This is a genomic window from Dysgonomonas termitidis, from assembly GCF_042654545.1.
GTDB classification, from domain to species: Bacteria; Bacteroidota; Bacteroidia; order Bacteroidales; family Dysgonomonadaceae; genus Dysgonomonas; species Dysgonomonas termitidis.
In genome coordinates this window covers 21,983-39,055 of the sequence record NZ_JBHSGN010000009.1, presented here as the reverse complement: position 1 = coordinate 39,055, position 17,073 = coordinate 21,983, and the positions used below count along the sequence as shown (strand labels likewise).

The window sequence follows — 17,073 nt, the reverse complement described above, 5'->3', positions numbered from 1 at the left end:
AAGATGTTATTAGATTTCGAATGCAATGTATATATCATTTCCGGAGCGGAGGGGTGGTAAAATATTTTTTTAAGGGGGGTGAATTGACTTGCCCCCGTATCTTACAGCATTTTATTTAAAACTGCTTATATTTGTACAAAACCTGTTGGTACCATGAATTTGAATCGTTTCTATTGTTTTTTATTCGTTCTGTATGTTGCTTTATCTTCTTATGCTCAACAAAAATGTTTTTTCGAACATTACGGGCCGGAAGACGGATTACCACAGCATACCATAATGAGTATCCTGCAAGATAAGAAGGGCTTTATGTGGTTTTCTACATGGAACGGGCTTTGCCGTTTCGATGGATATAATTTTTATACATACAGAATCCAGCAGGGGGACAAATATCATATGCGCAGTAACCGTATAGATAATATATACGAAGACAAATACGGGTATATCTGGACGCTGCCTTACGACCGGGAGCCGCACCGGTTTGACCCCCATACCGAGACATTCATGGGTATAAGGTCGCTAAAAGGGTATGAAAATCTCACTTTCATTGCTACCAAGATAAAAACAATGCGGTCGGGTAAAGTCTGGCTGTTGTCAGATAATATGGGCTGTGTATGTGTTACCGACTCAACATTTGCCATAGAAACTCTGAATAAGGAGAATGGAAAACTGAATAGTAACGGAATATATGAGGTATATGAAGATACAGACCTGAATAGCTGGATACTTACAGATAATGGCCTTTATCTCCTGTCTGAAGATGGTAAAATAACCAGTTTCTTTTCGGATAAGACATATATAGAATCCAAGCCTGCACAGAATTTTTATTCTGTGATGGAATCGGGTGACAGACTCTGGTTCGGATCAGATAGAGGTAAAATATGGATTTATAATAAAGGTAATGGCCAGTCGGATTTATTACAGACCGGTACGGATTCATATATCAGTCATATTCAACCTATTGATGGTAGCCGGATATTAATGACAACGAGGAGCGATGGCTTCTTTGTTTATGACCGTACATCTAAGGATCTGAGGAAATATGATATGTCGGATTTAACAGGCATACCCACTAATTATATTGTATCCTGCTATATTGATAAATCGAAGAACATATGGTTTGAATCGGATCAGGCCGGAGTTTCCAAATTCAATCCCGGCACAGGGGTTATGCAACACTTCCGGATGAAAATAGAGAGCGTGGTTTCGAATGTCTTCCCGGCTAATTTCTTCATTTTCGAAGATAAGGAAAACCGTTTATGGGTGCATCCCCGGGGTGGGGGCTTTTCCTGGTATGACCCTCAAAATGATAGTCTGATCCCATTCTTTAACGAGCCGTACTCTCCATCGTGGAAGTTTTCGAATATGATGCATACAGCATTCTCGGATAAGCAGGGAAATCTATGGCTCAGTACACGTTCTCATGGGTTGGATAAAGTGATATTTAACGATGGAGTATTTAAGACAATTGTAGTCGACCCGAATATTCATTCTACGATAAATAATGATATCCGCAGTATTTTTGAAGATACTGACCGGAAGCTGTGGGTATCGACAAAAGGAGGTAAGATATTTGTCTATGATCCGTCACTGGCACAGTTGGGGTATATATGCAGCAACGGAAGAATAGAGTATGGCCGGCCCCTTGAAGGAGTCACATATTGCATGATGGAAGATACAGATAAGAATATCTGGATAGGAACAAAAGGAGAAGGTGTGTATAAGCTTACTTTAGTAAACGGTATATATAAAATAGTACAATACAAGTATTCCGAAAACGATATATACAGTTTGAGTAACAATAGTGTATATGCCATATTCCAGGACAATAAAAAGAGGATATGGGTAGGCACATATGGCGGAGGGCTCAATCTGCTGGATGAAAGTAATGGCCGGTTCTTAAGTCATAGGAATGAACTGAAAAATTATCCGTTCCAGTATGGGTCGCAGATTAGAGCCATGAATAGTGATAAGTACGGGAATATTTGCATAGGCACGACCTTGGGGCTTATCATGTTTTCTTCTGGATTCAGTTCGGTAAGCGATATTGACTACAAGTCTTATACGCGCGTGCCTGGAGATAACGAGAGCCTTAGTGAGAACGATGTCTACGATATTTATACAACCCGGAAAGGGGAAACTTATATCGCGACTTTCGGTGGCGGGGTTAATGAGATCAAAGCTGTAGATGGAAATGGTTTTCCTCTTAAGTTTCTGTCATATACTATCAAGGATGGGTTGCCCTCGGATGTCGTACTGACTCTTACAGAAGATAAGAAAGGGAATCTCTGGGTGACATCGGAAGGTAATCTCACCAAGTTCGATCCGGAAAAGAAATCATTCGAAACCTATAGTGAGATAAACAGGCAGATAGAAGGGCAGAATTTTTCGGAAGGGGCCAGGTGTACAGCCCGGTCGGGAATCGTATATGTAGGTTATTCGAAAGGCGTATTGTCCGTCGATCCGGAGAATATTAATAAAAGTACATTTACACCATATGTTGCATTAACAAAATTCCAGATTGCAAATAAAGATGTTACTATCGGGGAGGATTCTCCTTTGAAAGCGAATATAGACGATCTGGATCATATAAAGCTGAACCATAAGCAAAACTTTATCAGTATAGAATTTGTCGCTCTCGATTATATAGATCCCAGAAGGATAAATTATGCATACAAGCTGGAAGGCTTCGATCAGGACTGGATTATTACTTCCAAACAACGGATAGCTAATTATACAAACCTGTCGCCCGGCAGCTATACTTTCCGGGTAAAATCCACAAATAGCGACGGCATTTGGATGGATAACGAACATATATTAAATATAGAAATAACCCCTTCTTTCTGGCAGACAGGTTGGGCTTATTTACTATATGTAGTTCTTATTACAGCTATATTGTATGCCATATTACGCACCCTGTTCATATTCTACCGTTTGCGGGATAAAGTGAAGCTGGAGCACGAAGAAACCGAAATGAAAACCCGTTTCTTTACCGATATTTCACATGAGATACGAACCCCGTTGACTATGATCGTATCACCTGTGGAAAATATTATAGAAAATGAAAAAACGCCGGGAGATATAAAATCCCAGTTGCAACTGGTATTGAAAAATTCTAACCGGATGTTGCGTATGGTGAATCAGATATTGGATTTCAGGAAAATACAAAAAATGAAGCTGAATATTCAGGAAACACAGTTTGGCGATTATGTATCCGACATTTGTAACAATTTCTCAAAGGCGGCTGAGTACCAGAACATAAAGCTTGAGTTTAATAACCGGGCCGGTGACGATAAAATCTGGATAGACCGGGATAATGTGGAAAAACTGATATTCAATCTGCTTTCCAATGCATTTAAATACACGTCCGACGATAAAACAATAGAGGTAAATGTTATTAGCAATAAGAAAGATAATACTATTGCTATTCAGGTAAAAGATGAAGGAAAAGGCATGACAAAAGATGTATTGAATAAGTTGTTTACCCGCTTTGCCTCGTTTAATAAGGATAAGAATAAGCCGAGTACAGGCATTGGTCTGTCTATAGTCAAAGAAGTAGCGGACAAACATCATGCAAAGATCATCGTTGATAGTGAAGAAAATGAGGGTTCATCCTTTACCGTACTGTTCCCGATGGGGATCGAACACCTGAAAGACGATACAAATGTTATATTCTCATTCGCATCTAAAGATTCCGATGCGGATAAAACGGATACAAATATCGTTGCGGAAGAGAAGATGGGCGGGAATGAGTCCGGGAATCAGGATCAGGACCGGGAACCGGATAGCCCGAAAGAGACTATACTGGTAGTGGAAGATGATTCCGATTTGAGGCGCTTTATTGTTACTATATTAGAGCCTTATTATAATGTTTTGGATGCTTCGGACGGAAAAGAAGGATATGATAAGGCCATGGAAAATGTTCCCGATTTTATAGTGAGCGATATTATGATGCCGGAAATGGATGGGACAGAACTATTACAAAAAATACGCTCTACTGTCGAAATCAGCCATATCCCTGTTATCCTGCTTACAGCAAAGACCGATATGGAAAGTAAACTGGATAGTCTCGATTACGGCGCTGATGATTATATAACCAAGCCGTTCAGTGTTAAATATCTGAGGGCAAGGATTGAAAATATCATTCGTCAGCGTAAGCGGCTTTACGACGTTTATTCTGCGGGCAGGCCCTTGAATGTCACCGTACCTGAGAAAAAGGAAGAACCCGAACATAAAATCACAGCTCAGGATGAATTATTCATCAGGAAAATAAAAGAGGTGGTAGAAGAGAATATTGATAATAGTGATTTTGTGGTAGATGACCTTGCAAATGCCATTGCCATGAGCCGGACCGTATTTTTCAAGAAATTGAAAAGCCTTACAGGGCTTTCACCTATCGGGTTCATCCGTGATATAAAAATAAAACATGCGGCTAAGCTGATAGGGACGCAGCAATATACGATAAAAGAGGTTTCATTTATGATAGGTATATCAGATACCAAATACTTTACGCAGTGTTTCAAAAATGTTTATGGAATGACTCCCAGCGAGTATAAGAACCTGAAAAATCGTTCATAGTAATGTAAATATACGGGGTGAAACTAATTAAGTCAAAAATACCCCTTTGTATCTGATTCGTTACTCCTATATTTGCTATAGGAGCAGAATAATGTTTACTTTTACACAGTTTATAAAAATTCCTAACCTTAAAAAAAAGACCAATGAACAATTATTCTATTATGTATAAAAAGTTATTTTTTATTTCTCTGTTTCTATTCTTACAGATAAACGTTTTCTTGTCGGCGCAAAGCATTTCCGTGAAGAATAATTCGGGACAGGCGGTTGTTGATTATACTTTGGAGATCCCGGTACATGAACTGGATCTCTCTTTAGGAAATTATATGGCGACCGTAAATAATACAGAGGTTCCCATTGAAATAATTACTGATGCAAAAGGGCGGCAACTGGCAATACTGCCTGTAAATAAAATCAATGCTAATAGTGAAATTGTTATCTCGGTACGGCCGGGTGCGGCCGATGCTTATCCTAAACGCAGTTATGCGGAATTATCGCACAAAATAGGCGGGCACTTCGAAGGACATAAATATGTAGGTGGTTACTCGTGGGTGAAGCCTAATTATATAAGTCTGCCCGGAACATTCAGGGATCATTCCTATTATATCAAATACGAGGGCCCGGGTTGGGAGAGCGATAAAGCCGCTTTTCGCTTCTATCTGGATAACCGTAATGCGATTGACGTATTCGGTAAAAAGACCTCAGATATTGTCCTTCCTGCTGTAGGGGTCGATGGTTTCGATAACTATCACAATATGGCGGACTGGGGAATGGATAATATGAAAGTGGGAACTGCTCTGGGAATTGGAACTATCGCTGTATGGGACGGACAAAAAGCTGTCCGTGTAGAAAAGAAAGACAGTATGACCTGCCTTATTCCTGCCGACGGTAAAATACGGTCGCAGGTGAAAACAATTTATTACGGATGGGATGCCAACGGCGAAAAATGTGACCTTACTTCTCTCATATCCATCGATGCAGGTAGCCGGGCTTCACGCATGGAGTTGCTTGTGGACAAAAAGGTTAATATTGCAACGGGAATTATCAAAATAAAAGACGCAGAGCTGATCCTTAGCAATAGTAAGGACAGTGAATGGTCTTACATAGCTACTTTTGGTAAGCAAAGCCTGAATAACGATATGCAGGGTCTTGTTGTGTTTGCGCACACACGGCAAATTAAAGAGATAACAGGCGATGAACTGAACCATGTGTTGGTACTTGAACCCGAGAACGGCTATGTGGAATATTATTTTATGCCTACATGGGAACTGGACAAAGAGCCGGTTGTCACCAAAGACGATTTTATGAAATGTATAGATGAAGTCCTGAACCGCTTAAATAATCCGATAACATATGCTATTAAGAATTAAGAATCAACTATAATAACAACTTATATCATGAAGTCACTTAATAAAACAACAGTAGAAAAAAAAGACTTACCGGTAAAAATCCTTCAGTTCGGCGAAGGGAACTTCCTTCGGGCCTTTGTAGACTGGATGATCGACAAGGCAAACAACGCAGGTGTAATGAATCATGGCATCATCGCCGTACAGCCGATAGGCGGTGGTGAAAATATGGTAAAGATGTTCAAAGATCAGGACAGTATGTACCATGTTTACCTCGAAGGTATTAAAGACAAGAAGCCTGTAAAAGAAGTTGCTTTGGTAAAAAGCATTATGGATATTATGAATCCTTACAGCCAGTATGCTGAATACGAAAAGCTATTTTTGAGCGAGGGACTTGAAATGATTATCTCCAACACTACCGAAGCCGGTATCCGTTACGAAGAAGGTGACGACCTTACGGCAGAGCCTCCGAAATCGTTCCCTGCTAAAATGACTGCCTTATTGCATAAACGATATAAAAAATTCAATGGCGCCAAAGATAAAGGCCTTCTTATTATCTGCTGCGAACTGATCGAAGACAACGGCTCCACACTTCGCGAATATGTACTTAAACACGCCAGGTTCAATAATCTGGAAGCCGGATTCATAGATTGGGTAAATACCGCATGCCATTTTTATGATACATTGGTAGACCGCATTGTACCGGGTTTTCCTCGTGAGAATATCAATGAAATCAAGGCTGAGATAGGCTTCGATGATAACCTTGTCGTGAAAGGTGAATATTTTCATGTATGGGCCATCGGCGGCGACAGCATTATTAAAGAGAAATTCCCGTTAGACAAAGCCGGACTGAATGTTCTTTTCATGGATGATATCAAAGCTTTCCGCGCCAAGAAAGTACGTATCCTTAACGGCTCCCATACAGCTATGGTGCCTGTGGCTCTCCAGCTCGGTTGCGAAACGGTGATGGATGCTTTCAATACTCCCGAAGTAGAGAAATATATCAATAAGATGGTGGCCGAAGAGGTATTGCCATGTATCGATGAAGATCCGGAGGAACTGAAAGCCTTTGCCGCCAAAATCCTGGAACGCTTCTACAACCCGTATCTGAAACACTATCTGAAAGATATCTCTTTAAACTCCATCTCCAAATGGGAGACGCGGGATTATCCTACTGTATATGACTGTTGTAAGAAGCTGAATAAGAATGCAAAACTGACTACATTCTCTTTTGCTGCCCTGCTGGTGCTTTATACCGGCCAATCAGATGCAAAGAACTTTACGCCGAATGATACCCCTGAGTTTATCGAATTTATACAGAAGACTTTTGATAAGGGTAATATCAAAGGATGGGTAACAGCCATTGTGGACAATAAGGAAATGTGGAAGGAAAACTTCTCGGTAGTGCCTCAATTTATAGATGAAGTATCTAAAGATGTGGAGCTGATCTTGAATAAAGGCATGTTGGCTGCATTACAGTCTCTAATGCAAAACGACTAATGTAATTGAATGATTATGAATAACGATTGTTTATACTGTAATAAGAATCAGATACAACACGATCTGATGATCGAGATTTGTAAGCTGAATGTCTCCACCGTGTATCTTTTCAGGGAGCAAACATATAGAGGCCGTTGTATCGTCGCTTATAAAGATCACGCAAAGGAACTTTATGAATTGGATAACGATGCCCTTTTGTCATATATGCAGGATGTAAATAAGGTTGCAAAGGCATTGAAAGATATATTTACCCCTGTTAAAATCAATTACGGCGCTTACTCTGACAAATTGCCGCACCTGCATATACACCTGGTGCCTAAATATACGGATGGCCCGGATTTTGGTTCTACTTTTACGATGAATCCCCAAAAGGTTTATTTATCGGATGAGGAATATATGGACATGCGGGCATCTGTCAGGAGCAGATTGGTGTAATGCGGCAAACTATATTCGGCAAAGTCAAAGTCTACTGAAAAAGTATCGACTATCAATAGAAAAAGAAGGAGAAAACAGAAATGAATAAATATCTTAAAATAGCCCCTACGGATAATGTCTGCGTGGCTATAGAAGACCTGAATGAAGGTGATATTCTGGATATAGACGGCAAAAAAGTCACCATCAAGAATGCTGTCCCTACAGGCCATAAATTCGCAATAGACGAAATAAAGGAAAACGAAGACGTTATCAAATACGGTTACCCGATAGGGCATGCTACAACTGGTATCCATATCGGTGAACATGTACATACCCAGAATGTGAAGACCAATTTGCATGACGACCTTCAGTATACCTATGTTCCGGTCCATCCGAAGCTGGATATAAAGAAGAGCGGCCTTACAATAAACGGTTATCTGCGCTACAATGGCGAAATGGGTATCCGCAACGAACTGTGGATAGTTCCTACCGTAGGTTGTGTCAACGGACAGGCGCAGGCTATCATCAACCGTATAAAAAACGAACTGGATGTTTCCCATATAGACGATATACGTGTCTATACCCATAATTACGGCTGTTCCCAGCTTGGCGATGATCATGTCAACACACAGAAAGCATTGGCGGCACTGGCCAAACATCCTAATGCAGGCGGCGTATTGGTCATGAGCCTCGGTTGTGAAAACAATCAGCAGAAAGACTTCAAAAAAGTAATGGGCGAATGGGACGATAAGCGGGTTAAATTCCTTATTGCACAGGAGGTACAGGACGAAATAGAAACAGGCTTTCAGCTGATGAAGGAACTGGTGGAAAGTATGCGTAACGATAAACGCGAACCGCTTCCATTGTCGAAACTGAAAGTAGGATTGAAGTGCGGCGGTAGCGACGGCTTTTCCGGCATTACAGCTAATCCGTTGGTAGGGCAGTTCTCCGACTGGCTGATAGCACAGGGAGGAACAAGCATCCTTACCGAAGTTCCCGAAATGTTCGGGGCCGAAACTATCCTGATGAACAGAGCTGAAACTGAAAAGGTATTTAACGATACGGTGTTGTTAATCAATAACTTTAAGCATTATTTCCGCAAGTTCGACCAGCCGATATATGAAAATCCGTCACCGGGTAATAAAGCCGGGGGCATCACTACCCTTGAAGATAAATCACTTGGTTGTACCCAAAAAGGTGGCAATTCGGAAGTCGTGGATGTGCTGGATTATGGCCAGCCGGTAGTAAAACATGGCCTTAACCTGCTTAATGCACCGGGTAACGACCTTGTTGCCGCATCGGCGCTGGCTATGTCCGGTTGTCAGATCGTACTGTTTACAACAGGCCGTGGAACACCGTTCGGCGCTTTTGTTCCCACAATGAAAATATCTACCAATAGTAAGCTATATAATTTCAAGCAGAACTGGATAGACTTCAATGCCGGAGCTTTGCTCGAAGGCAGGAGTATGGAAACCGTTCTGAATGATTTTATCAACTTTACGGTCGAAGTTTGTGATGGCAGGCATCTGAAACATGAAGAGACCGGCTTTAAGGAAATAGCCATCTTTAAGTCGGGAGTGACGCTGTGAAAATTAAATAATATGTCAAAGAACGACTAGATAGAAAGGCTTTAGTCTGACCTGTACGGGTATATGGCTAAAGCCTTTTCTGTGAGAACCCTAAAAAATGTTAGTTTCAGTGAATAACCTTCCGGTTAGTTATTAGTATATGTGACATCAAAGTCCCAGTTCCATTTATCAAAGTATAAGTTTCCACCCTTCCATTCCAACTCTCCGCGCTGAAAATCCACCGTTTCGCTTCGAGGGTAAATCTTTTCGGGGAACAGAGGCCGGGAATAATCGTTATTGACTATCCAGCGGTACGCGTCCATCCCGTTAGAATATATGTACCTGACTTTTTCATCATCTGTAAACCTGTTGATACCGAATGACTGGTCCATCGGTATCCAGCCGGTACCTTCTATATAGAATTCGCTCCAGTCGTGCAGGTTCAGTCCGTCCGGATGCATCATAAATCCGCTTTGCCAGCGTGCAGGAATGCCATTATAGCGTGCCAGCGTTATGAACAACAATGTTACCTGTCCGCAGTCGCCATGATTGTTTGCCAGTACATAGGCCGGGATATTGTCTATTGTCGAGTATTCCCGTGCGCCTGCCCAAGGGAAATTTTCATCTACCCATGTGAATATCTTTTTCATCTTCTGATAAGGATCTGTTTCGATGCCGATGATACGTTCCGATATGGCTTTGATAGAATCGCTGAAAACGATATGGGGAGCCCGTTCGGAAGTATATGTCTTGTACAGGTCGCTATTTGTATTATATGGCTTGATCTCTTTGCCCTCAAGATTGAACCATTCTGCCGCCGATTTATAAGAGAATTCCATCTCAAACTTCAGAGGCTCGTCTTTCTTCGCAACTTTCTCCATGTATAATGTGCGGTGTGCATATTCAGACGGGGATATAATATAATTATCGTCATTTACCGACAACAATTTTATTTCCGATTGTCTGCGCTCATCCTCTCTCGGGTACGGAAGCCAGCATCTTACAACTTCACCTTCGGGTACTGCATTCGGTTTCAGCGTCACTTCATATTTTACTCTCATTGCAACGGGAGGCATTTGGGTTTTTCCTGTTTTTCCCAATACAGATACTATTTCCGGCAGATGTACTTTCAGAGTTTCTTCCTTTGCGTCTGTCCCCGGTTTATCTATTTCCTTTTTCTTTGCGATAGCATCTTTATCCAGCCGGAACAGGTTGCTGGCTCCACGGCTAAAGTATCTCTTCTGACCGTCTATAACCATATATTCCAGAGATTTATCTGCTTCCCATTTGGCTAACATATCATCACTTACATCAGGATAGTATTTTTTGATGTATTCCATTACCGGTTCTTTGTCCTTGTTGAAGTCCAGAGCTATGCGATGCATCTTATCCTTTCTCCAGTTGAGGTCATAGATTGTATCGGCAGAAGGTCTATTCTCAGCAATATAAAGGTCGATCAGGTAAGAAGCTTTCGTAAAATTTCCGGCCTTTTCTTCCGTATCTATCTGCTCCAGACTCACAGGCTTGGGTTGTTGGGTGTTGCATCCCCATATTGCCAGTGTGATTATTATAAGATATAAGTGTTTCATAGATCTTTTTTTTTGTTTCGTTAACTATTTATAGTTAAAAAGTAACAGAAGTAACAGCTTTTATAGTGAACAGTTAACAGTCATCAGTTAGCAGTGTTTACCGGTACACTCACAAAACTTGACAAACTTGACACTTTTGTATTGTTTTTCATTGTTACTTTTTTACTTTGTGTTTAAATAAAAAAGTAACAAAAGTAACACATTTTTCAATTTTATTCAGATGTTACTTTTTATGTCTAAAATGCAATTGTTCAGGCTATTCAATTCTAGTATATAGATAAATTTTTTCTTAAATGATAAATACTTCCTTTGCGTCTTTGCGAGAGATTTTTATGACTGGCTCCTGTTCGATACTACTTCTCTATCCCTATTCCCGGCAAATCATTCAATATCAATTTCCCGTCAACAACAGTCGTCCCTTTATAAATATCGTTACTTATCAACAGGTTTCCATCCAGGTCTGCCCAATCCACAGCAGGGGATAATTGGGACGCTGCCGAAATAGCACAGGAAGTTTCCGTCATACAACCTATCATTACCTGCATATTGGCTGCGCGGGCTACCGTCAGTATCTTCCATGCTTCCCGCATTCCCGTACATTTCATCAGTTTGATATTTACACCCGTAAAAGCGCCTTTGAGCCGCAATACATCATTCAACCGTTGGAAAGATTCATCCGCAAAAACGGGTAGGGGACTCCTTTCTGTTATCCAGGCCGAATCGTCGAGGTTGTATTTCGGCATCGGCTGTTCTATCATTACTATCCCTTTTTCTTTCAGCCAGTATATCATATCCAGTGCATGATGTTTGTCTTTCCAGCCCTGATTGGCGTCTATGGCAATAGGCTTGTCGGTCACTGTACGGATAGCTTCTATCATCTCCTTGTCATTGTCGCGTCCCAGCTTTACTTTCAGAATATTGTAAAGCGGCGCGGCTTCCCTGGTCTTCTCTTTCACCACATCGGCGGTGTCTATTCCGATAGTGAAAGTCGTGGACGGTGCTTTCGACTTATCCAGCCCCCATATTTTATACCACGGTTGTCCCATGATCTTACCCACAAGATCATGCAGGGCTATATCCACAGATGCTTTTGCAGCCGTGTTGTTTTCCGCTATTTTATCTACATAGGTGAGTATATCATCGAGCTCGAACGGACTGGAAAACTGGCTCAGGTCTATTTTTTTTAGGAAGTCCATAACAGATGCCTGCGTTTCTCCCAGATAGGGCGGGAGAGAGGCCTCCCCGTATCCGGTAATACCGTCATATTCGATCTCCGTCAATACAACAGGGGTTGTTGTACGTGAAAAATTAGCGATAGTGAATACATGTCTCAATTGCAGGTCGAAAGGTCTGAAGCTGAATTTCATTTTTCCTTTGCTGCCTGTAACCTTGTCTTTACCTTTCTGTGCGAATATGCTCAATGGGGAGCCGGCAGCCAGACCGGCACCAAGAGAGGCCAATGCTGTCTTTCTCAGAAAATCACGTCTTGATTGTGCCATATATTATTAAATTAAAAGTGAAAAACGAAAAATGAAAAATAATTAGCAGGTTCGGATATTAGCATATTAGCAAATGATATTGTCGTTTGCGCTCCATTTGCTGATTTTCAAATATGCTAATTCGCTAATTATCTCTGCTCCTTATATAACGGACTATTATTTATACTCCAGATTCCTTTAGTATCCACAGCACCGATAACTCGCGACGCCCGTACAAACTCGCGGGTATTTAGTTCGTCATAATTTGCTTTGGTCGAATCCAGACTGTTTATCCTTATATATCCCGAAGCGTGGATGAACTCTTTATCACCTTTGTAAAAGGCAACATGGCGTATCCGTTCTTTTTTTCCGTCCTGCGCTTTTTTTCCGAAGAACATCAGGTCACCCGGACGCAGGTTTTCGTAACCATTGCTTATATCCACAGGAATGCCGGTCTTTACCTGCTGGGAAGCATCCCGCATAAGAATAATTCCATGCATCAGCATCACTGTTTTGGTAAATCCGCTGCAATCCATGCCTTTGACGGATGTACCGCCCCACGTGTACGGGATACCTTTGAGAGACAGAGCCTTTTCCAGAATGCTCTTTTCTGTCAGTCTGACTGATGCCAGCCATTCTTCATAGGGTTTGCTCTGGCTTTTCAATATATAAGCGATGCGGCCGTCAGGATAAGATACCTTATAGAAACGTCCGTTGTCGGCTTCCAGTTTCAGCATATTGCCGAATGCAAGATCGGATACCCTTTGCTTCTTTTCATCAGGGTTTTCATATCCGAAGCCGTAATCATCTGTGAAAATGATTTTCTTTGCAGTTATCCATTTATTGAAATCATCTTTTGTCATTCTTACAAATGAGCTGCCGGTCGTCCATGCCACATAGCCTTCCGCGCTCTTTATCCTCCACCAGTCGTCGTGTTGCAAAACCTGTACAGGCGCTCCCAGTAATAGCTGGGTTCCCATTTCAGCGGCATAACTTGCACCCATGCGTACATCTGCTACTGAAACGTTAATCACTCCATATGTTTTTTCTCCGACCGTTTCATCAGGTAATACACTGATGCTGTCTATTGCCGCCGGATTACTTTTCCGGATCTGTTTCAGTAAATCGGCTTTGGCCTCTTCCAGAGAAGTCACCCCTTTTATGACAGGCTTGCCTTCATTCTCCACCACTTTGATGTCATATACATTGTCCCGCCTGTCCGGTACATGCTTCATTCTGACACTGTCTACGAGAGCATCAAGTTCGGGATAAGGTGCGTTTTCTTCTTTATTCTGACAGGCAGATAAGAGAATTAAAGCTGCTGCAACCAGTTTTGTTATATTGTTGATTCTCATATTAGTTATTATTAAATAAAAGCGTTTATTGATATATTTTGGCTGTGGGAGGCTGTCTCAAAAGTATTTTTCACTTTCTCTTTGTCATGTTGAACGGAGTGAAACATCTCGTTTCTCAGAGTCGAGATCCTTCGTTTCTCTCAGGATGACAAAGAGAGTGACACTTTGATCGTGTAGTTTTACTTTTGAAACACCCTCCTATAAAACAAATGCGACAATAAATATTATTCATTACTTAATCATTTTCTATTAAACATAAAATCCAGAATGTTTTTCATCAGTTGGTCACGCAAAGGTGTTTCCCTGATCGTTTCGAAAGGAAAACCCAAAACGCAGGTCTTATAATTATCATCAGAAGCTATTCCCGCACTCAGATTATTTTCGCTATACCTGAATACGGTGAAACTGTTTGCATCCGCAGGCTCTATGGCGTCAGGCGATTCTACTGCGTAACAATCCGAATTCAGTTGATTGTAGAAACTGTAAGTTCCTGTGAGCTGTGTGAAAGGTGAAGCCACGCTTTTGACTTTTCCTGTTACCGCTGCCTGCCCTGTCCGCCATTTATACTTTAATACCTTTTGCACGAATACCTTGTCTTCTTCATTTACAAATTCGTTGTCCCAGAGGTCTGTACCCACATAGGCGCCGCTGATAAATATGTTTCCTCCCCGGTTGCAATAATCTGTTATTCTCGACTGTAATCCGTCAGGGAAGGTTTTAAACCGTGGAGGAAATGCGCCACGCCCGATTTTCGCTTGTTTCTGTTTCCCTAATATAAGGTCTGTCAGTTTATAATTGTTCATATCAGCCAGACCGTTCATTACGGCTTCCGTATTAGCGGATGCGAAAGAGTAGCCTGCATTTACGATGGATATACCGTGCACGAACGGATAATCGAACGTGTTACCTGCGATTACAGTCGTTTCATAATTGGAATTACTTGCTCCGAATCCGGCTGCGTCATCGTCCATCCATGGAATCTTGCGGCGAAATTCATACTGGCTGCCTATAAGGTTATACTGGCTCTTATCGGGCACTCCGTGGTCTTTATAGCTTAAAAATCCGGCAATGCTGTCACTGCTGGCAAAGCTGTCGGGAGCAGATACCCGTTGAAACCCGTTGACAACAAAGACAGTTCCTTTCTCATTCGATTTTCTGCAAACGGATAATATTTCGGAAGGAAAACTTTCACCGCCTTCGTTTACCGCCGTTACCTTGAAACTGTATATCCTATCCTTCTCTATATCGATAGTAGTCTGGTTATCCTTTACCAATATACCATTATCGAAATCGTTGCTATCCGTACGGGTATAAACGATATAACTGTTTGGTATTGCGGTCGGTTCCGACGGGTCGTTTACCGGTAACCATTGCAGTTTCACCTGAGTATCTCCTGTAAATCCGGTGCTGAACGATTTTATCGGCAACGGCGTCACTACATAATCGAAGTTGTACTGATAAGCAATAAATTTAAGTATTCCCTTATAAATAGCCCTGCTTGCCGTAAATTGGAAAGCCGGGTCGAGTCCGTAGCGCATATCGGCAAAATTCTGATGGGAGAGCAACTCCAGCAACATAGTCGGCACCTCCGGCATGCGGGCTTCGCTGTAATTGCGGTTCCATATATGGCGGCGTGTCCAGTCCGGCTCATATCCGGTGCGTATGTCTTTCACTATTTCGTCCATGATGAGGGATGTAAGGTCGCGGGAAGTAATACGCGGAGTACCGTTCGCGAATATCTCATCGTTTATATGCGTCATGCAGATGGTCAGCGTGCCTATGATAGAATCATTGTAGGTTGTGCCCGCATCAGTATGGAAAGCCATTGCCATATCCAGAGGAATATTCAATCCTTTCCCCTTCGGGATAACAGGAGATCCTCCCGCCATATAATTTACCCATAACCCACGGCTCTGATAATCGTCCGTATAGTCGCTTTTTCCTTTTGTCCATCTGTACACACTGTCGGGAACACCTGCCCATTGCAGCCAGTAACGCGCTCCTTCTGTATAGCGGGGATGGTTGCTCGTTTCCAGTTCGTACTTTATTGGCGGAAATTTAGATACAATTGTATCATCGGGTTGCTTTAAATTTCCGGGATCGGTGGTACGTGCGATATTTCCCATACCTCCCCCTATCTTTACAGCATCGGCAGTAATTATCCGCCCGCTTTTCGCGCTTTTGTTGGATAAGGTGATCTTACAATTCTCATTTTTACCTTTGTCAAAGGAGAAGAATCCAAGGAATATCCATGTGCCGCCCCCCATGGTCTGATTGATGCTGAACTCCGTTTTACCTCCGGTGTGATACACGGTATAACGGGCGTCTTCACTGCTGTTTTTCAGGCTGGCATAAGATATATACACTCCGTATTTTCCTTTTTCCGGAATATCGGGCAACCATTCGCAAACGCTTTCATCTCCTTTACTTATGGTTTTCACCTGCCGGTATGTACCGTCCCGGAATGGATTTTCCAAGTCCAGATAGGTTTCTTTCAGCTGGGCGAATCCGGTGCTGTCCCCCTTTATCCAAGCTTCTTTTCCTATTGTTTCTCTATAAGCAGAATTATTGAGGAACTTATCGTTATCTACAATTATTTCATGCTTTTGTGTATCCCGTTCGCGCGGCAGGAAAACATTTGCTCCTGCGTTCTCGAGCATAGGGACAAGGTATGGCAAAACATAGCTTTGCGTGTATAAATCTTCTACTGTCTGGAAGACGCGGGCACGCTGCCATTCCCAGCGGGACAGCTTTTGCTCGTAGTACCAGCCGTGACTTTGCCACATGGCGATATGGCGGTTCTGAAGGCCTTTGCTGCTCTTTACAGGATGAGACAGGCGCGTTATTAACGGCTTATCAACTTTGCTGGTAAATTTTTCTTTCCTGATTAGCGGAATATAGTCTTCTATTTTGTACTTGTCGGAAAAAAGTTCGACCTGATAATTTTTCATATTATCCGGCAGATATTCCTTCACTCCCGCATATATGTCGTCTACCAGTTGCCTGTCAAAGCCTCCGAAAGACAAATTGACATTGGCGAACAGCCGGACCTTTTTTTTCTGTATATCAACAGAGTCAATTGTTACAGGGCGTATGCGTGTTTGCTGATTAATGGTCTTGGTGAGATATTCACCGATCTTATCAGTCACATCTTTTGTTATTTCCTGCGCCTTTATTTCGTTATTTGTAAGGAAGGCAACGAAGAGGAATAACATAAATACATAGGTTATCTTACAATTTTTCATAATCCA

Annotated in this window: 9 protein-coding genes; 5 read left to right on the top strand and 4 right to left on the bottom strand. The window is 41.9% G+C overall.

Annotated features, from left to right (window positions below; translation table 11 throughout):
• Window positions 1-153: 153 nt before the first annotated feature.
• From ACFO6W_RS01550 to ACFO6W_RS01530, 5 genes are all read left to right on the top strand, one after another.
• A complete protein-coding gene (locus ACFO6W_RS01550; RefSeq protein WP_379993546.1) occupies window positions 154-4,575 on the top strand; it encodes a hybrid sensor histidine kinase/response regulator transcription factor in 4,422 nt (1,473 codons plus the stop codon).
• 143 nt (window positions 4,576-4,718) lie between these two features.
• Window positions 4,719-5,942, top strand: coding sequence for a DUF4861 family protein (locus tag ACFO6W_RS01545; protein ID WP_379993545.1), 1,224 nt, complete (start codon window positions 4,719-4,721; stop codon window positions 5,940-5,942).
• 27 nt (window positions 5,943-5,969) lie between these two features.
• On the top strand, window positions 5,970-7,418 hold the full coding sequence (locus ACFO6W_RS01540; RefSeq protein ID WP_379993544.1) for a tagaturonate reductase: 1,449 nt from the start codon (window positions 5,970-5,972) through the stop codon (window positions 7,416-7,418).
• Between the two features lie 15 nt (window positions 7,419-7,433).
• Entirely contained in the window at window positions 7,434-7,853 is a 420-nt protein-coding gene (locus ACFO6W_RS01535; protein ID WP_379993543.1) for an HIT family protein, read from the top strand.
• A gap of 80 nt (window positions 7,854-7,933) precedes the next feature.
• Window positions 7,934-9,421, top strand: coding sequence for a UxaA family hydrolase (locus ACFO6W_RS01530; protein WP_379993542.1), 1,488 nt, complete (start codon window positions 7,934-7,936; stop codon window positions 9,419-9,421).
• 125 nt (window positions 9,422-9,546) lie between these two features.
• Here ACFO6W_RS01530 and ACFO6W_RS01525 read toward each other — a convergent pair whose 3' ends face one another.
• The 4 genes from ACFO6W_RS01525 to ACFO6W_RS01510 form a co-directional block, all read right to left on the bottom strand.
• Window positions 9,547-10,989, bottom strand: a complete 1,443-nt coding sequence (locus ACFO6W_RS01525) for a transglutaminase-like domain-containing protein (RefSeq protein ID WP_379993541.1) — start codon at window positions 10,987-10,989, stop codon at window positions 9,547-9,549.
• 353 nt (window positions 10,990-11,342) lie between these two features.
• On the bottom strand, window positions 11,343-12,488 hold the full coding sequence (locus ACFO6W_RS01520; protein WP_379993540.1) for a dipeptide epimerase: 1,146 nt from the start codon (window positions 12,486-12,488) through the stop codon (window positions 11,343-11,345).
• Between the two features lie 128 nt (window positions 12,489-12,616).
• Window positions 12,617-13,822: a C40 family peptidase gene (locus ACFO6W_RS01515; RefSeq protein ID WP_379993539.1), complete on the bottom strand. Its 1,206-nt coding sequence runs from the start codon at window positions 13,820-13,822 to the stop codon at window positions 12,617-12,619.
• 239 nt (window positions 13,823-14,061) lie between these two features.
• A complete protein-coding gene (locus ACFO6W_RS01510) occupies window positions 14,062-17,067 on the bottom strand; it encodes a golvesin C-terminal-like domain-containing protein (RefSeq protein ID WP_379993538.1) in 3,006 nt (1,001 codons plus the stop codon).
• Window positions 17,068-17,073 lie beyond the last annotated feature (6 nt).